The 18,494-nt window shown below is 70.2% G+C and carries 11 protein-coding genes; all 11 read left to right on the top strand.

Features of this window, described 5'->3' with window-relative positions:
• Window positions 1–233 precede the first annotated feature (233 nt).
• The 11 genes from PO879_RS03355 to fusA all read left to right on the top strand — a co-directional run bounded on the left by PO879_RS03355 (window position 234) and on the right by fusA (window position 18,467).
• Window positions 234–842: a sigma-70 family RNA polymerase sigma factor gene (locus PO879_RS03355; RefSeq protein ID WP_278236521.1), complete on the top strand. Its 609-nt coding sequence runs from the start codon at window positions 234–236 to the stop codon at window positions 840–842.
• Window positions 833–1,330, top strand: coding sequence for a hypothetical protein (locus PO879_RS03360; protein ID WP_278236522.1), 498 nt, complete (start codon window positions 833–835; stop codon window positions 1,328–1,330). The genes PO879_RS03355 and PO879_RS03360 overlap by 10 nt, the downstream gene beginning before the upstream one ends.
• A 67-nt stretch (window positions 1,331–1,397) precedes the next feature.
• On the top strand, window positions 1,398–3,137 hold the full coding sequence (locus PO879_RS03365) for a S8 family serine peptidase (RefSeq protein ID WP_278236523.1): 1,740 nt from the start codon (window positions 1,398–1,400) through the stop codon (window positions 3,135–3,137).
• A 115-nt stretch (window positions 3,138–3,252) separates the two neighbouring features.
• Window positions 3,253–5,757: a CHAT domain-containing protein gene (locus PO879_RS03370; RefSeq protein WP_278236524.1), complete on the top strand. Its 2,505-nt coding sequence runs from the start codon at window positions 3,253–3,255 to the stop codon at window positions 5,755–5,757.
• 265 nt (window positions 5,758–6,022) lie between these two features.
• Window positions 6,023–6,553 (top strand): 50S ribosomal protein L10, encoded by a 531-nt coding sequence (rplJ, locus tag PO879_RS03375; RefSeq protein WP_278237445.1) that lies wholly within the window; start codon window positions 6,023–6,025, stop codon window positions 6,551–6,553.
• An 81-nt stretch (window positions 6,554–6,634) separates the two neighbouring features.
• Window positions 6,635–7,027, top strand: coding sequence for a 50S ribosomal protein L7/L12 (gene rplL / locus PO879_RS03380; protein WP_278236525.1), 393 nt, complete (start codon window positions 6,635–6,637; stop codon window positions 7,025–7,027).
• A 446-nt stretch (window positions 7,028–7,473) separates the two neighbouring features.
• Window positions 7,474–10,986: a DNA-directed RNA polymerase subunit beta gene (gene rpoB, locus PO879_RS03385; RefSeq protein WP_278236526.1), complete on the top strand. Its 3,513-nt coding sequence runs from the start codon at window positions 7,474–7,476 to the stop codon at window positions 10,984–10,986.
• Window positions 10,987–11,042: 56 nt separating this feature from the next.
• Window positions 11,043–14,924 (top strand): DNA-directed RNA polymerase subunit beta', encoded by a 3,882-nt coding sequence (locus tag PO879_RS03390; protein WP_278236527.1) that lies wholly within the window; start codon window positions 11,043–11,045, stop codon window positions 14,922–14,924.
• Between the two features lie 476 nt (window positions 14,925–15,400).
• Complete coding sequence (gene rpsL, locus PO879_RS03395; RefSeq protein WP_106267324.1) at window positions 15,401–15,775, top strand: 30S ribosomal protein S12; 375 nt, start codon at window positions 15,401–15,403, stop codon at window positions 15,773–15,775.
• The gene (rpsG, locus tag PO879_RS03400) at window positions 15,775–16,245 is read left to right on the top strand and encodes a 30S ribosomal protein S7 (RefSeq protein ID WP_278236528.1); all 471 of its coding nucleotides are present in this window, start codon (window positions 15,775–15,777) and stop codon (window positions 16,243–16,245) included. Before rpsL ends, rpsG begins: the two co-directional genes overlap by 1 nt.
• 116 nt (window positions 16,246–16,361) lie before the next feature.
• Window positions 16,362–18,467: an elongation factor G gene (fusA, locus tag PO879_RS03405; RefSeq protein WP_278236529.1), complete on the top strand. Its 2,106-nt coding sequence runs from the start codon at window positions 16,362–16,364 to the stop codon at window positions 18,465–18,467.
• Window positions 18,468–18,494: the final 27 nt, after the last annotated feature.

The raw sequence follows: 18,494 nt of genomic DNA on the forward strand, positions 1-18,494 counted from the left end.
GCACCCTCGAGGGTGCCGGGCCGTTCTGCGTCCCCGCCGAGATGTCCGGCTCGACGTGTATCAGGAGCAGGGGCGCCGCCTCCCTGGTGATGACACTGCCGAGCGGAGGGTGAAATCTCATGGGTGCGGGCACGGGGGAGCGTGGGCGGCGGGACGCCGCCCTAGGCTCGTCGGGTCCGCCTGAGTCGGCTACCACCGGGTCGGGGAGCATCACGCACACCACGCGAGGAGCCATGACGCGTCCAGCCGAGACGTCCAGCCTGGGAGACCGAGCCGCCGTGGCGGTGATCGAGTACCGCGAGGGGCGGCCGGGTGCGATGACCGACTTCGTCCGGGAGGCGTCACCGTTGCTGTGGCGCACGGTCAGGTCCCAGGGCGTCTCGCGGGAGGCGGCCGACGACGTGGTGCAGCAGACGTGGGCCGCGCTCGTGCGTCACGTCGACTCGATCAGCGAGCCGAAGGCGACCCTGAAGTGGCTGCTCGTGACCGCACGCCGTGCGGCGTGGGAGGCGGTCCGCAAGGACCGGACCGACGACATGCGCCGCACCGGGCTGCCGGACGACGACGCCGAGACCGCGACGACCCTCCCGGACCCCGCGCCGGGTCCCGAGGCGGAGCTGCTGCGCAACGAGCGCGACCGCACCCTGTGGGCTGCGCTGCGCGAGCTGCCGGAACGGTGCCAGGAGCTGCTGCGACTCGTCTCGCTCGCCGACCGTCCGGACTACCGGTCCATCTCCGCCGCGATCGGGATGCCGATCGGGAGCATCGGCGCCACGCGGGGACGGTGCCTGGCCAAGCTGCGCACCGTCCTCACCGAACGAGGGGAGACCTCATGGACATGACCGAGTTCGACGACGTGCCCGGTGCCGACGTACCGCTGGACGCGTCCGACGTCGCGCTGCTCGCGCGCGTCGCGGAGCTGGACGACCGCCTCGACCCCGCCCCGCACGGGCTCGCCGAGCGTGCGCTGTTCGCCATGACGCTCGCCGGCCTGGAGGCCGAGGTCATGGAGCTGCAGGTCGTCGAGACCCCGGTCGGGTCGGTCCGCAGCGACGCCCCGGTGGAGACGCGCACCATCACGTTCACCCACGAGCGGTTGACGGTGATGATCGCCCTGTCGGCGGGCGCGGCCGCCGGGACGGTCAGGATCGACGGCTGGATGGCACCGGCCGAGGCCCTGGAGATCGTGCTGCGCCGACCCGACGAGGAGCGCGCCACCCTGTCCGACGAGGACGGACGTTTCGTCCTCGAGGACGTCCCCCGGGGGCCGGCGAGCCTTCTGGTGCACCAGGGCGAGACGCCGGTGACGACGCCCGTCATCGAGCTGTAGCCCGTCGACCGAGGACTGATCAGGACATCAGGGCCGGTTCGCCGTGCCCGGACTCGAGGAGGAGCACGTGAGCGAGACGACCATCGAGGACGCGGCCGGCGGGCGGCGCCCGGTCCGTCACCTGGACCCCGACCGGGTCCGACGGAGCCCGGGCGCGTCCCGGGTCCGGGAGACCGACTACGTGGCCGACCGGCTCATCGTCCGGGGCGGGCTGCCCGAGGACCTGCGCCGCCGTGTCGTCCCGGAGGCCGCCGCGCTCGGTGCCGGCGGGCAGGGAGCGATGGTCGCCCTGGACGACTGGGCCGGCGAGGGCGAGCCGACGAGCTGGCTCGACGGCGTGCGGCGGATCGCGACCGAGATGGGGTACCGCGTCGTCTACGACGGCACCCTGGGCGACCTCGCCGGGGACGAGGTCGACGACGAGACGTTCGGCTACGCACTGCGCCTGGTCCCGCTGCGCGACGACGACGTCGAGGTCGACGTCTGGCAGGTCCTGGAGCGGATCGTCGGCGAGCTCGGTGCGCTCGACGAGCGTGACGACGCCGACGAGGGAGACCGTCCGACCCCCCGCGTCGGCTTGGACCACGTGCTGCGGGCGCAGCGTCACCGCTCCACCCCGCTGCCGTTCGTGCCGGTCGCGCGGCCACGGAGCACCCCGCTGCCGTTCGGCGCGATCGACGAGTACGGGGTCGCCGGCAGCGGCGGTCTGACACCGGTGGGATACCTGGGAGCGCCGCCCCGCCGGTCGCTGGCCGACGGGCCGACGCCGTGGCACGCCGCCGACGGGACGCGGCGACCCGTGGTCGCCGTCGTCGACACGGGTGTCGGGTCGCACGACTGGTTCGGTGACTACGACCCGCACGACCCGCAGGACAGCGCCGTCGTGGTGCGCACGGCGACGCTCGACGGCCGTCCGGTGGGCACCTTCCCCGTCCCGCGACACGCCACCGCGGACGCGGACTTCGGCGGCCTGAGCGTCGACCCGTTGACGGGTCCGCTCGATCCCGTGGCCGGTCACGGCACCTTCATGGCCGGTGTCGTGCACCAGGTGTGCCCCGACGCCGTACTGATGGCCGTGCGCGCGTTCGGCGGGTCCGGCGACATCCCCGAGTGGGAGGTGCTGCACACCCTGTGGCGGCTGCTGCGGTTCCACCGGCGCGGTGTCGCCGGTGACCCGGGGTACCACCAGGTCGACGTCGTCGTGCTGGCGATGGGCTACTACCACGAGCAGCCGGAGGACTACGGCTACGACGGGCCTCTGCGCCGCGTGCTGCGCGCGTTGCGCCGGGCCGGGGTGGTCGTCGTGCTCGCCTCGGGCAACGACGGGACCACCCGTCCGATGTTCCCGGCCGCCTGGGCACCGCACCTGCAGCAGGACGCCGACGCGCTTCGACCCGTCGACGGAGGCCAGCTCTCGGACCGGCACCCACCGCTGCTCGTCGCCGGTGCGGCCAACCCGGACGGCACGACCGCCATCTTCAGCAACGACGGTCCGTGGGTGACGTGCATCCGCCCGGGGGCCGCCGTGCTGTCGACGATGCCCACGACGCTCGACGGGCCCGAGACCCCGGAGGCCTCGGTCGCCGAGCGTCTCCGGCCGGGGACCCGGGCCACGGTCGACCCCGACGACTTCACCGGCGGTTTCGCCACGTGGAGCGGGACGTCGTTCTCGGCCCCCTACCTCGCGGGCGAGGTCGCTGCCGCCCGGCTGCGGACGGGCGCCCGCGGCGAGGTGGGGGTCGACGGTGCGTGGGATGCTGTGACCAGGACGGTCGCACTCGACCGGGCGGGCGGGGACGGTGCGTAGGAGGTAGGAGATCGACAGGGCGGCGCTCGACGAGCGGCTCCGCGAGGCGCAGGAGCACAACGCTGCCTCGCGGGTCCGTCCGGCCTCGCGTGCCTACCGGTCGCTGCTGCGCGACGTGTCGCCGCTCGACCCCGCCCTGCACGGCGCCTGGGTGGTCGACCTGCGGGTGCGGGCGCTCGTGGGCGAGGCCTCCTGCACCTACGGGCTCTCCGGAGACCTCGACGGTGCCCGACGGCTCGTGGCCGAGGCGCTCGTCGTGGCCGAGGCGGGCGGCCACCACGAGCTGTCCGCGGTGGCGCACGGCCAGGACGGTCTGCTCCTGCTGAGGTCCGGCGACGCGCGAGGTGCCGCCGCCGCCTTCGACCGCGCGCTGTCGGCGGCCGACCCCGAGAACCACCGCGACCTGGCCGTCCTGCACATCAACCGCGGTGCGGCTGCCGGCGAGCTGCGCGACCTCGACGCCGACCTGCGCCACCACCAGATCGCTCTCCACCACGCCCGCCTCGACGGCAACGACCGCTATGCCGCGTTCGCGTCGTTCAACATAGGTTTCGCCTACTACCTGCGCGGAGACTTCCACCGCGCGCTGCGGAACATGGAGGAGTCGTCGGCGCTCCAGCCCGAGGGGCCGGACGGCTGGTCCGAGGTGGGACGCGCCCAGGTCCTCCTCGACGCGGGACTCGTCACCGAGGCGGAGAAGGTGCTCGCGGACTCCGCCGACATCCTCTCGGCCGAGGACCTGACCGGCGAGATGGCCGACGCTCTCCTGGCGCGGGCGCGCTGCGCGATCCTGCTGCGCCGACCGGAGGAGGCGCTGCGGTGGGCCGGGCGGTCGCGCCGGGCGTTCGCGCGCGTGGGCAACGACTCCTGGGCTCTGGCGGCACGGATCACGGCGCTGGAGGCCAGGCTCGCCCTGGACCGTGAGCGCGGGACGGCGCGCCGCACCGCGCTGCGTCGACGGCGCGACGACGCCCTCGCCCTGGCGTCGGAGGGCGGCGACGAGTCCGCGGCACCGAGCCGCGAGGCCGCCGTGGCGGCCCGGCTGCTCGCCGCGGAGTGGTCGTTGCTCGCCGGCGACCACGACCGGGCGGCCGAGATCGTGGGCGAGGTGCCGCGGCTCGGGAGCAGCCCGCTCCCGCTGCGCATCCATCACGAGTCGGTCCGCGCCCAGGTGGCGTTCGCCGGCGGCGACCGGCGTCGCGGCCTGCTGGCCGTCCGCCGCGGCCATCGCGTGCTCGCTGACCACCGAGCACGTCTCGGCTCGGTCGACACGGTCACCGCCGCGGCGGCGCACGGGACCCGGATCGCGCGCGTCGACGTCGAGGCGGCGCTGGCCACACGGCGACCGCGGGCCGTCTTCGACGCCCTGGAGAGGGGGCGAGCGGCGTACGCGGGAGCCGCTCGGGTGCGCCCACCCGACGACGAGCAGCTGGCCGAGCTCCTGACCATGGCCCGTGCGGCCGCGGAGGACGCCCGGGAGCTCGCGACGAGCACGGACCCCGGCGACCGGGCGCGGGCCGCGAAGCGGTCGGCGGACGCCCATCGGCTGCAGCAGCGAGCGCGACGACGGTCGTGGCAGCTCGCGGGGACGGGGGACCGGACGATACCCGAGCCGACGACCGCCCGTGACCTGATCCGAGACCTGCGTGCGGCGTGCTCGAACGCCGTCGTGGTGTCCTACCTGCTGACCGAGCGCGTGACGGCGGTGCGGCTCGACGCGACGGGCGCGCGGCTGGTCGAGCTCGGCTCGTCGGCCGAGGCGGCCGAGCTGGCCCGCCGGGTCCGTCAGGACGTCGACGTGCTGGCCAACGGGCTCATCCCCGCCCCGATGCGCGAGGTGGCCGCGGCCTCGGCCCGGCGGTCCCTCGAGCGGCTCGACGACCTGCTGCTGGGGCCGCTGGAGGTGCACGGACCGCTGCACGTCGCGGCGCGCGACGGCCTGCTGGCGGTGCCGTGGGCGTCCCTGCCGTCCCGCGCGGGGATCGCGACCAGCGTCGACTCGTGGGTGGCACGCTACGGACCGGTCGACAGCAGTCGCCGGGTCCGGACGGCGCGCGCGCTGGTCGTCGCGGGGCCCGGTCTCGCCGCGGCAGACGACGAGGCGCGGCTCGTCGCCGAGGAGTGGGCGACGGCCGATCCGCGGACCGGGGAGCGCGCGACGTGCGCGGCCGTCCGCGACTCCCTCGCCGACGTCCAGGTGGTGCACCTCGCCGCGCACGGCGTCCACGAGCCCGACAACCCGCTGTTCTCCTTCGTCCGGCTCGCGGACGGACCGTTGTACGCGCACGAGCTGGACGGCGTGAACCTGCGGGGGACGGTCGTCGTGCTGTCCGCCTGCGAGGTCGGACGTGCCTCCGTGCGTCTGGGCGGCGAGCCGCTCGGGCTGACGAGCGTCCTGCTGCGCCTCGGGGCGCGAGCGGTCGTCGCGGCGGTCGCGCCGCTGCGGGACGAGGTCGCGGCACGCGTCATGCCGCGGCTGCACTCAGCGCTGCGCGACGGCCGGGAACCGGCCACGGCGTTGGCCCTCGCCGTGGCGTCGGAGCCCGAGCCCGTCCCCCTCGTCTGCTTCGGCCCGCTGGCCGTCGAGCGCGACGTGCAGGAAACGACCGCCACGGTGTGACGAGCGCCTCGTGACGGCGGGTGCCGCCCGGGCGTCGTCGTCGTGTAGAGTTCTCGGGTAACCCAAGACCGCCGGTCGTCCCAGGCTGCCCGGACTCGTTCCGAGAGGCCGAAGACCGAAGTCCCGCGAGAGTGCGGAGGCCTGCGTAGGTGACACGACGACGATCCCACGGCTGCGGCCGTGAGCATCCGAGCCCCGTGCGCCTGCGCCGGGGCTCTTTCTCTTTCCCGGGGTGACCGGTGGCTCCACCACCGGAAGGATTGCCATGGCGAGGCCGGACAAGGCAGCCGCCGTCGCGTCGATCGCGGACAAGCTCCGTGACTCCAACGCGGCCGTGCTGACCGAGTACCGCGGGCTCTCCGTCGCTCAGCTCCAGGAGCTGCGTCGGTCGCTCAGCGGCAACGCAACCTACGCCGTGGTGAAGAACACGCTGACCAGCATCGCGGCCAAGGAAGCCGGTGTCGAGGGTCTCGACGCCGACCTCCAGGGTCCGTCCGCGATCGCGTTCGTGACCGGTGACCCGGTCGAGGCCGCGAAGGGTCTGCGTGACTTCGCCAAGGCGAACCCCGCACTGGTCATCAAGGGCGGTGTCCTCGAGGGGAACGCCCTGACCGCTGCGGAGATCACGAAGCTCGCGGACCTCGAGTCCCGCGAGGTTCTGCTGGCCAAGGCGGCCGGCGCGATGAAGGCCAAGATCAGCCAGGCTGCCTACGCCTTCAACGCCAAGCCGACCCAGGTCGCCCGAGTCATCGATGCCCTGCGTCAGAAGCAGGAATCGGCGGGCGCTGCCGCCTGATCAGGCGGACGCGCTGGAACACAACCCCTGCTTCTGGCGGGCCGACCGGCCCGCGAAGCGCTGAATGAAAGGAACGCCATCATGGCGAAGCTCAGCACTGACGAGCTCCTGGCCCAGTTCGAGGAGCTGACCCTCATCGAGCTCTCCGAGTTCGTGAAGGCCTTCGAGGAGAAGTTCGACGTCACCGCCGCCGCCCCGGCCGCCGCGGTCGTCGCCGGCGCCCCGGCCGGTGGCGGCGACGCCGCCCCCGCCGAGGAGGAGCAGTCCGAGTTCGACGTCATCCTCGAGGGTGCCGGCGACAAGAAGATCCAGGTCATCAAGGAGGTGCGCGCCCTCACGTCCCTCGGTCTCAAGGAGGCCAAGGACCTGGTCGACGGCGCGCCGAAGCCGGTCCTGGAGGGTGTCGACAAGGACGCCGCCGAGAAGGCCAAGGAGGCGCTCGAGGGCGCCGGTGCTTCCGTCACCCTCAAGTGAGTCGCGCGGCGTGAGCCGCACTCACCGATGATCCGGTCCGCCGGACGTCACGTACGAAGGCCCGTACCCCCTGGGGTGCGGGCCTTCGTCGTGCGCGGAACGGTGTGACGCACGGCTCGCGCGGGGGTCTGGCGGCTTCGCTGCCGGGGGAGTAACGTGGGAAGGCACCGTTTCTTGGGCGGCATATGGCGGCCACCGAGACAACGTCCTCAGAACCGACGGAATCCGAGGGCGTCCGCTCGCGTACCGGCGCGAGTGGACAGGACTGAAGATTTCGGCTACGCTAGCGCTTTGCGCTCGCCTGTGCCCAGACGTTCCTCCCGCCGATGATCACCCGCCTGTCGGGTCACCTGTCGTGACCCCCGGGGCCTCGTCGCCCGCGGTTCGGACGTCCGTCGCACGACAGAGCGTACAGCGTGCCATCGAACTGCAGGGAAGGACCCCTCTTGGCTGCCTCGCGCACCCCTTCTGCTCCGTCCGCCGACGCTATCGCGAACCGTACCGCCTCCCGCCGACTCTCGTTCGGCCGGATCCACGAACCCCTCCAGGCGCCGGACCTGCTCGGCCTCCAGCTCGAGAGCTTCGACTGGCTGCTGGGCAACGAGTCCTGGCAAGCCCGGGTCGAGGCCGCGATCGAGGCCGGACGCCACGACGTCCCCGAGTCCTCCGGTCTGGAGGAGATCTTCGAGGAGATCTCCCCGATCGAGGACTTCGGCCAGTCGATGTCCCTGTCCTTCGCCAACCACCGCTTCGAGCCCCCGAAGTACACGGTGGAGGAGTGCAAGGAGAAGGACTTCACCTACTCGGCGCCGCTGTTCGTGACGGCCGAGTTCGTCAACTACACGACGGGTGAGATCAAGAGCCAGACGGTGTTCATGGGCGACTTCCCGCTCATGACCGACCGCGGCACCTTCGTCATCAACGGCACCGAGCGCGTCGTCGTCTCGCAGCTCGTCCGTTCCCCCGGCGTCTACTTCGAGCGCACGCCCGACAAGACCAGCGACAAGGACGTCTTCTCCGCGAAGATCATCCCGTCCCGCGGTGCCTGGCTCGAGTTCGAGATCGACAAGCGCGACGCCGTCGGCGTCCGCGTCGACCGCAAGCGCAAGCAGCCCGTGACGGTGCTGCTCAAGGCGCTCGGCATGACCGAGTCGGAGATCCGCGAGGAGTTCGGCGAGTTCCCCACGATCCTGGACACCCTGGAGAAGGACCACGTCCACACCCAGGACGAGGCCCTCGTGGACCTGTACCGCAAGATCCGCCCGGGTGAGCCGCCGACGGTCGAGGCCGGCCGCGCGCTCGTGGAGAACTTCTACTTCAACCCCAAGCGCTACGACCTGGCGAAGGTCGGCCGCTACAAGCTGAACAAGAAGGTCGGGGTCACCGCCGAGCTCAGCGACAGCACGCTGTCGCTGGCCGACGTCGTCGCCACCATCAAGTACCTCGCCGCGCTGCACGCCGACAAGTCCTCCCTCCCGGGCACGCGGGACGGGGAGCCGTACGACGTGCGCGTCGAGACCGACGACATCGACCACTTCGGCAACCGCCGCATCCGTGCGGTCGGCGAGCTCATCCAGAACCAGGTGCGCACCGGGCTGTCCCGGATGGAGCGTGTGGTCCGCGAGCGGATGACCACGCAGGACGTCGAGGCGATCACGCCGCAGACCCTGATCAACATCCGCCCTGTCGTCGCCTCGATCCGCGAGTTCTTCGGCACCTCGCAGCTGTCGCAGTTCATGGACCAGAACAACCCGCTGGCCGGCCTGACGCACAAGCGGCGTCTGTCCGCCCTCGGCCCGGGCGGTCTGTCCCGCGACCGCGCCGGCATGGAGGTCCGCGACGTCCACCCGTCGCACTACGGCCGCATGTGCCCGATCGAGACGCCGGAAGGCCCGAACATCGGTCTGATCGGCTCGCTCGCCTCGTTCGGCCGGATCAACGCGTTCGGCTTCATCGAGACGCCGTACCGCAAGGTCCTGGCCGGCAAGGTGACCGACGAGGTCGTCTACCTCACCGCGGACGACGAGGACAGCTACGTCATCGCCCAGGCGAACACCACGCTGAACGAGGACGGCTCCTTCGCCTTCGACCGCGTGCTGGTCCGCACCAAGGGCGGCGAGACCGACGACGTCCCGGCCTCCGAGGTCGACTACATGGACGTCTCCCCGCGGCAGATGGTCTCCGTCGCGACGGCGCTCATCCCGTTCCTCGAGCACGACGACGCCAACCGTGCGCTCATGGGCGCCAACATGCAGCGCCAGGCGGTGCCGCTGGTCCGCTCCGAGGCCCCGCTGGTGGGTACCGGCATGGAGCGCCGCGCCGCGATCGACGCCGGTGACGTCATCGTCGCCACCAAGCCCGGTGTCGTCACCCAGGTCTCGGCCGACCTCATCACGGTCGAGAACGACGACGCGACGACGACCACGTACCGCGTGGCCAAGTTCCGCCGCTCGAACCAGGGCACGAACTACAACCAGCGCGTGCTGGTCGACGCCGGCCAGCGGGTCGAGGTCGGGTCCGTCCTCGCCGACGGTCCGGCCACGGACGAGGGCGACCTCGCGCTCGGCCGCAACCTGCTCGTGGCGTTCATGTCCTGGGAGGGTCACAACTACGAGGACGCGATCATCCTGTCGCAGCGCCTCGTGGAGGACGACGTCCTGTCCTCGATCCACATCGAGGAGCACGAGGTCGACGCCCGCGACACCAAGCTCGGGCCCGAGGAGATCACCCGGGACATCCCGAACGTCTCCGAGGACGTGCTGGCGGACCTCGACGAGCGCGGCATCATCCGCATCGGTGCCGAGGTCGGCGCCGGCGACGTGCTGGTCGGCAAGGTCACCCCGAAGGGCGAGACCGAGCTGACCCCGGAGGAGCGCCTGCTGCGCGCCATCTTCGGCGAGAAGGCCCGCGAGGTCCGCGACACCTCCCTGAAGGTGCCGCACGGCGAGTCCGGCACCGTCATCGGCGTGCGCGAGTTCAACCGCGAGGACGGCGACGAGCTGCCCGCCGGCGTGAACCAGCTCGTGCGGGTCTACATCGCCCAGCGCCGCAAGATCACCGTCGGTGACAAGCTCGCCGGCCGTCACGGCAACAAGGGCGTCATCGCCAAGATCCTGCCGCAGGAGGACATGCCGTTCCTGCCCGACGGCACCCCGGTCGACATCGTGCTCAACCCGCTCGGTGTGCCCGGCCGCATGAACGTCGGTCAGGTCCTCGAGACGCACCTGGGCTGGGTCGCCAGCCGTGGGTGGGACGTCGAGCTGGCCGAGGGCGACGACCTCGAGTGGCGCGACGAGCTGCCCGAGCACGCGCGCAGCTCCGAGCCCGGCCGCCCCGTGGCGACGCCGGTGTTCGACGGTCTGGAGGAGCACGAGCTCCGCGGGCTGATCTCGACCACGCTGCCGAACCGTGACGGCGACCGCATGGTCGGCCTGGACGGCAAGGCGCCGCTGTTCGACGGTCGTTCCGGCGAGCCGTTCCCGGACCCGGTCGCGGTGGGCTACATGTACATCCTGAAGCTCCACCACCTGGTCGACGACAAGATCCACGCGCGCTCGACCGGTCCGTACTCGATGATCACCCAGCAGCCGCTGGGCGGTAAGGCGCAGTTCGGTGGTCAGCGCTTCGGCGAGATGGAGGTGTGGGCGCTCGAGGCGTACGGCGCCGCGTACACCCTCCAGGAGCTGCTGACGATCAAGTCCGACGACATCCCGGGCCGCGTCAAGGTCTACGAGGCGATCGTCAAGGGCGAGAACATCCCCGACTCGGGCATCCCGGAGTCCTTCAAGGTCCTCCTCAAGGAGATGCAGTCGCTCTGCCTGAACGTCGAGGTGCTGTCCAGCGACGGCTCCTCGATCGAGATGAAGGAGTCCGACGACGAGGTGTACCGCGCCGCGGAGGAGCTCGGCATCGACCTCTCCCGCCGTCCGAACTCGGCGACCACCGTCGACGAGATCTGATCCAGCGACCAGCTGATCCACGGAATCATCCGAAAGCTTTGAGGAAGTAGGACATCTTGCTCGACGTCAACGTCTTCGACGAGCTGCGTATCGGCCTGGCCACGGTCGACGACATCCGTTCCTGGTCGCACGGTGAGGTGAAGAAGCCCGAGACCATCAACTACCGCACCCTGAAGCCGGAGAAGGACGGACTCTTCTGCGAGAAGATCTTCGGCCCCACCCGGGACTGGGAGTGCTACTGCGGCAAGTACAAGCGCGTGCGCTTCAAGGGCATCATCTGCGAGCGCTGCGGCGTGGAGGTCACGCGCTCCAAGGTGCGCCGTGAGCGCATGGGCCACATCGAGCTGGCCGCCCCGGTCACGCACATCTGGTTCTTCAAGGGTGTGCCGTCCCGCCTCGGCTACCTGCTCGACCTCGCCCCGAAGGACCTGGAGAAGGTCATCTACTTCGCGGCCTACATGATCACGTGGGTCGACGACGAGGCGCGCCAGGAAGACCTCCCGAACCTCCAGAACGAGATCGACCTGGAGAAGAAGGAGATCACCGACCGGCGCGACAACGACATCAACCTGCGTGCCACGAAGCTCGAGAGCGAGCTCGCCGAGCTCGAGGCCGAGGGGGCCAAGGCGGACGCGCGCCGCAAGGTCCGCGACGCCGCCGAGCGCGAGATGGCGCAGCTGCGCAAGCGTGCGGACCAGGAGCTCGACCGCCTCGAGCAGGTCTGGGACCGTTTCAAGAACCTCAAGGTCGCCGACCTCGAGGGCGACGAGATGCTGTACCGCCAGCTGGTGGACCGCTACGGCACGTACTTCGAGGGCGCCATGGGTGCCCAGGCGATCCAGAAGCGCCTGGAGAACTTCGACCTGGACGCCGAGGCCGAGTCGCTGCGCGAGACCATCCGCACCGGCAAGGGTCAGCGCAAGACGCGCGCCCTCAAGCGGCTCAAGGTCGTCAACGCGTTCCTGACGACGACGAACTCGCCGACGGCCATGGTGCTCGACGCCGTGCCGGTCATCCCGCCGGACCTGCGCCCGATGGTGCAGCTCGACGGTGGCCGCTTCGCGACGTCGGACCTGAACGACCTGTACCGCCGCGTCATCAACCGCAACAACCGCCTCAAGCGGCTGCTGGACCTGGGCGCGCCGGAGATCATCGTCAACAACGAGAAGCGGATGCTCCAGGAGGCCGTCGACTCGCTGTTCGACAACGGCCGTCGTGGCCGCCCGGTCACGGGTCCGGGCAACCGCCCGCTGAAGTCGATCTCCGACATGCTCAAGGGCAAGCAGGGCCGGTTCCGCCAGAACCTGCTCGGCAAGCGCGTCGACTACTCCGGCCGTTCGGTCATCGTCGTCGGCCCGCAGCTCAAGCTGCACCAGTGCGGCCTGCCGAAGCAGATGGCGCTCGAGCTGTTCAAGCCGTTCGTCATGAAGCGTCTGGTCGAGCTCAACCACGCCCAGAACATCAAGTCGGCCAAGCGCATGGTCGAGCGCACCCGCCCCGTGGTGTGGGACGTCCTCGAAGAGGTCATCACCGAGCACCCGGTGCTGCTCAACCGTGCGCCCACGCTGCACCGTCTGGGCATCCAGGCGTTCGAGCCGCAGCTCGTCGAGGGCAAGGCCATCCACCTGCACCCGCTCGTGTGCGGCGCGTTCAACGCCGACTTCGACGGTGACCAGATGGCGGTCCACCTGCCGCTGAGCGCCGAGGCGCAGGCCGAGGCCCGCATCCTCATGCTCTCGAGCAACAACATCCTCAAGCCGTCGGACGGCCGTCCGGTGACCATGCCCTCGCAGGACATGATCATCGGTCTGCACCACCTGACGGCCGAGCGGCCCGGTGCCGTCGGCGAGGGTCGCGTGTTCGGCACCCAGGCCGAGGCCATCATGGCCTTCGACCGGGACGAGCTCGACATCAACGCGACGATCAAGATGCGGATGTCGGACCTCGTGCCGCCGCGCCGCGGCTTCGAGGCCCCCGAGGGCTGGGAGCCCGGCCAGCAGCTGCTGTTCGAGACCACCCTCGGTCGCACCCTGTTCAACGAGGCCCTGCCGACCGACTACCCGTTCCAGAACGAGGTCGTCGGCAAGAAGGAGCTCTCGACGATCGTCAACGACCTCGCCGAGCGGTACCCCAAGGTGGACGTCGCCACGTCGCTGGACGCGCTGAAGGACGCCGGCTACCGGTGGGCCACGCGCTCCGGCGTGACGATCTCGATCTCCGACGTCGCCATGCCGGTGGAGAAGAACGAGATCCTCGACGAGCACGAGGCGCGCGCGCTGAAGGTGCAGGGCCAGTACGAGAAGGGCCTCATCACCGACGACGAGCGTCGTCAGGAGCTCATCGAGATCTGGACCCAGGCGACCGACAAGATCGCCGCGGTCATGCGCGACAACCTCGAGAACGACACGCGCAACACGCTGTACCGGATGGTGTCCTCCGGTGCTCGCGGTAACTGGATGCAGGTGCGTCAGATCGCCGGTATGCGCGGTCTGGTGGCCAACCCGAAGGGCGAGATCATCCCGCGCCCGATCAAGTCCAACTACCGCGAGGGCCTCTCCGTCCTCGAGTACTTCATCGCCTCGCACGGTGCCCGCAAGGGTCTGGCCGACACGGCGCTGCGTACCGCGGACTCCGGCTACCTGACCCGTCGTCTCGTGGACGTCTCCCAGGACGTCATCATCCGCGAGGAGGACTGCGGGACCGAGCGCGGCCTGATGCTGCCGGTCGCCGAGCGCATCGGTGACCAGCTCGTCCCGGACGGCCGCGTGGAGACGTCGATCTACTCGCGCACCTTCGCGACCCAGGTCGTGGCGCCCGACGGCACGGTGCTCGCCGAGCCGGGCAGCGACGCGGGCGACGTCATCATCGACCAGGTGATCGCCGCCGGCATCGAGGAGGTCAAGGTCCGCTCGGTCCTGACCTGCGAGTCGCGCGTCGGCACCTGCGCCAAGTGCTACGGCCGCTCCCTGGCCACGGGCAAGCTCGTGGACATCGGCGAGGCCGTGGGCATCATCGCCGCGCAGTCCATCGGTGAGCCCGGTACGCAGCTGACCATGCGGACCTTCCACACCGGTGGTGTGGCCTCCGCGGACGACATCACGCAGGGTCTGCCCCGTGTGACCGAGCTCTTCGAGGCCCGTACCCCGAAGGGTGAGGCGCCGATCGCCGAGTACACCGGTCGCGTGTCCATCGAGGACACCGAGCGGACCCGGCACATCGTGCTCACCCCGGACGACGGCGGCGAGGAGATCAAGTACCCGGTCACCAAGCGTGCGCGCCTGCTGATCGCCGACGGCGACCACGTCGCGGTCGGTACCCAGCTGGTCCAGGGCGCCGTCGACCCGAAGAAGGTGCTGCGCATCCTCGGCCCGCGTGCCGCGCAGAAGCAGCTCGTGGACGCGGTCCAGGAGACCTACCGGTCGCAGGGCGTGGACATCCACGACAAGCACATCGAGGTCATCGTGCGCCAGATGCTGCGCCGCGTGACCGTGCTCGACGCCGGTGACTCGGACCTGCTGCCCGGCGAGCTCGCCGAGCGTGTCCGGTTCGAGGACGCCAACCGCGCGGCCGTGGCGGAGGGTGGCCAGCCGGCCGCCGGCCGTCCGGAGCTGATGGGTATCACGAAGGCTTCGCTCGCCACCGACTCGTGGCTCTCGGCGGCCTCCTTCCAGGAGACCACCCGGGTGCTCACCGAGGCGGCGATGAGCGGTCGTCGCGACCCGCTGCTGGGCCTCAAGGAGAACGTCATCATCGGCAAGCTCATCCCGGCCGGTACGGGGCTCGCCCGGTACCACAACATCGAGGTCGAGCCGACCGAGCAGGCCAAGGCGGAGCTCTACCCGAGCTTCGGCTACGACGAGATCGACTTCCCGACCCTCGGCATGGGTTCGGGCGAGGCGATCCCGCTGGAGGACCTGGACTTCGGCGACTTCCGCTGACCTGACACCTGGCGAGGGGAGACCTCCCCGACCCGGTCGCGTTCACGGGCGCTGTGCGCCCTCCACTTCGGGAACGCCGACGACCGGGTCGGGGAGGTCTCCCCTCGCCGCGTCCCGTCCGCGGGGCGACCGACGTCACAACCGTGGCGTCGTCTCACCCTTTGACCCCGCTTGCTTCCGCGGGTAATCTAGGAAGCCGTGCCCGTGCCGTCGTGCCGTGCATCCGTCGGTCACCCGAGCTGCTGCTCGGAGGACCTCCCGGACGCGCCGCCGACGATCGCACGGGTATCCCGGGACGAACGCTCGCTCCTCCACGAGGGTCGCGAGCGCACCCCGGGCCATCGAGCCGGTGGTACGTGGCGTGGCGGTCCGTGAGGGCCGCGGGTGCCGCATGCGATCGGCGCGCACAAGCCAGTACAGACCACCAGTCGGGGGCCGGCGAGGCCCCCGAGAGCTCGAGAGACGACGGAGACGTAGTGCCTACGATCCAGCAGCTCGTCCGCAAGGGCCGGACCTCGAAGGCCGGGAAGTCGAAGACTCCGGCGCTCAAGGGTTCCCCGCAGCGGCGCGGCGTGTGCACCCGTGTGTACACCACCACCCCCAAGAAGCCGAACTCGGCGCTCCGCAAGGTTGCGCGTGTGAAGCTCTCCTCCGGCATCGAGGTCACCGCCTACATCCCCGGTGTCGGCCACAACCTCCAGGAGCACTCGATCGTGCTCGTCCGCGGCGGTCGTGTGAAGGACCTCCCCGGTGTCCGCTACAAGATCGTGCGCGGCGCCCTCGACACCCAGGGTGTCAAGGGCCGCCAGCAGGCGCGTTCCCGGTACGGCGCGAAGAAGGAGAAGGCCTGATGCCTCGTAAGGGTCCGGCCCCCAAGCGGCCGCTCATCGTCGACCCCGTCTACGGGTCGCCCGTCGTCACGCAGCTGATCAACAAGGTCCTGCTCGACGGCAAGAAGTCCACCGCCGAGGCGATCGTGTACGGCGCCCTCGAGGGCGTGCGGACCAAGACCGACCAGGATCCGGTCGTCGTGCTCAAGCGCGCGCTGGAGAACGTCCGTCCGGCCCTCGAGGTCCGCTCCCGCCGCGTCGGCGGTGCGACCTACCAGGTGCCGGTCGAGGTCCGTCCCTCGCGCTCCACGACTCTCGCGCTGCGGTGGCTCACCGACTTCTCGCGGGCCCGCCGCGAGAAGACGATGACCGAGCGACTCATGAACGAGATCCTCGACGCGTCGAACGGCCTGGGCGCCGCGGTCAAGCGTCGCGAGGACATGCACAAGATGGCCGAGTCCAACAAGGCCTTCGCGCACTACCGTTGGTGATGCGTGCTGACGGCCCCGGGGTCCGCCCCGGGGTCGTCAGCCGCTCCCGGAACCGGCTGGCGGCCGGCCTCCGGCACCGGTTCCCGACGTCCCACTGACCCGAGGGGTAAGACACCGTGGCACTCGACGTGCTGACCGACCTGAAGAAGGTCCGCAACATCGGCATCATGGCTCACATCGATGCCGGCAAGACCACCACCACCGAGCGCATCCTGTACTACACGGGTGTGAACTACAAGATCGGTGAGACGCACGACGGCGCGTCGACGATGGACTGGATGGAGCAGGAGCAGGAGCGCGGCATCACGATCACGTCGGCCGCGACGACCTGCTACTGGAACGACAACCAGATCAACATCATCGACACCCCGGGCCACGTCGACTTCACGGTCGAGGTGGAGCGGTCGCTCCGCGTCCTGGACGGCGCCGTCGCCGTCTTCGACGGCAAGGAGGGCGTCGAGCCCCAGTCGGAGACCGTCTGGCGTCAGGCCGACAAGTACGACGTCCCGCGCATCTGCTTCGTCAACAAGATGGACAAGCTGGGCGCCGACTTCTACTTCACGGTCAAGACGATCGTCGAGCGCCTCAAGGCCAAGCCGCTGGTGCTCCAGCTCCCGATCGGTGCCGAGAACGACTTCATCGGCGTCGTCGACCTGCTGAGCATGAAGGCGCTGGTCTGGCACGGCGAGACCAAGCTGGGCGAGACCTACGAGGTCGAGGAGATCCCCGCCGACCTGCAGGCCAAGGCCGAGGAGTACCGCAACGAGCTCATCGAGGCCGTCGCGGAGTCCGACGAGGACCTGCTCGAGAAGTACCTCGGCGGCGAGGAGCTCACGACCGACGAGCTCAAGGCCGGCATCCGCAAGATGACGGTCAACTCCGAGGCCTTCCCGGTGCTGTGCGGCTCGGCGTTCAAGAACAAGGGCGTCCAGCCCATGCTCGACGCCGTCATCGACTACCTGCCCTCCCCGTTCGACGTCCCGGCCGTCCAGGGCCACGACGTCAAGGACGAGGAGAAGGTCATCGAGCGTCACGCGGACGCCTCGGAGCCGTTCTCGGCCCTGGCGTTCAAGGTCGCCGTGCACCCGTTCTTCGGCAAGCTCACCTACGTCCGCGTGTACTCCGGCAAGGTCGAGCAGGGCGCCCAGGTGCTCAACACCACCAAGGGGAAGAAGGAGCGCATCGGGAAGCTCTTCCAGATGCACTCCAACAAGGAGAACCCCGTCCCCGAGGCGCAGGCCGGTCACATCTACGCCTTCATCGGCCTGAAGGACGTCACCACCGGTGACACCCTCAGCGCCTCCGACTCCCCGGTCATCCTCGAGTCGATGACCTTCCCGGAGCCGGTCATCGACGTGGCCATCGAGCCGAAGACGAAGGCCGACCAGGAGAAGCTCTCGACGGCGATCCAGAAGCTCGCCGACGAGGACCCCACCTTCCGCGTCAAGCTCGACGAGGAGACCGGCCAGACCGTCATCGGCGGCATGGGCGAGCTCCACCTCGACATCCTCGTGGACCGCATGAAGCGCGAGTTCAAGGTCGAGGCGAACGTCGGCAAGCCGCAGGTCGCGTACCGCGAGACGATCCGTCGCAAGGCGGAGAAGATCGACTACACGCACAAGAAGCAGACCGGTGGTTCGGGTCAGTTCGCGAAGGTCATCGTGAACTTCGAGCCGCTGGAGACCACCGCCGAGGGCGAGCTGTACGAGTTCGCCAACGAGGTCACCGGTGGTCGCGTGCCGCGCGAGTACATCCCGTCGGTGGACGCCGGTATCCAGGCGGCCATGCAGCAGGGTGTCCTGGCCGGCTTCCCGGTCGTCGGCGTCAAGGCCACGCTCCTCGACGGTGCGTACCACGACGTCGACTCCTCGGAGATGGCGTTCAAGATCGCCGGATCCATGGTGTTCAAGGAGGGCGTCAAGCGGGCCGACCCGGTTCTGCTCGAGCCCGTCATGGCCGTCGAGGTGCGCACGCCCGAGGAGTACATGGGCGACGTCATCGGCGACATCAACTCGCGGCGTGGACTCATCCAGTCCATGGAGGACGCGACCGGCGTCAAGGTCGTGCGCGCCCAGGTACCGTTGAGCGAGATGTTCGGGTACATCGGTGACCTGCGTTCCAAGACGCAGGGCCGCGCCGTGTACTCGATGCAGTTCGACAGCTACGCCGAGGTCCCCAAGGCCGTGGCTGACGAGATCATCAAGAAGACCCGGGGCGAGTGAGTCCCCACAGGTCGAACACCTGCACAA

Origin of the sequence: Isoptericola sp. AK164 (assembly GCF_029643425.1) — a bacterium.
Taxonomy (GTDB): domain Bacteria; phylum Actinomycetota; class Actinomycetes; order Actinomycetales; family Cellulomonadaceae; genus Isoptericola; species Isoptericola haloaureus.

What these genes read in the sequence shown, in the direction of transcription:
- rplJ (WP_278237445.1), top strand. Translation starts at nt 6,023, where the DNA reads ATGGCGAGGCCGGACAAGGCAGCCGCCGTCGCGTCGATCGCGGACAAG.
- PO879_RS03360 (WP_278236522.1), top strand. Translation starts at nt 833, where the DNA reads ATGGACATGACCGAGTTCGACGACGTGCCCGGTGCCGACGTACCGCTG.
- rpsG (WP_278236528.1), top strand. Translation starts at nt 15,775, where the DNA reads ATGCCTCGTAAGGGTCCGGCCCCCAAGCGGCCGCTCATCGTCGACCCC.
- PO879_RS03355 (WP_278236521.1), top strand. Translation starts at nt 234, where the DNA reads ATGACGCGTCCAGCCGAGACGTCCAGCCTGGGAGACCGAGCCGCCGTG.
- rplL (WP_278236525.1), top strand. Translation starts at nt 6,635, where the DNA reads ATGGCGAAGCTCAGCACTGACGAGCTCCTGGCCCAGTTCGAGGAGCTG.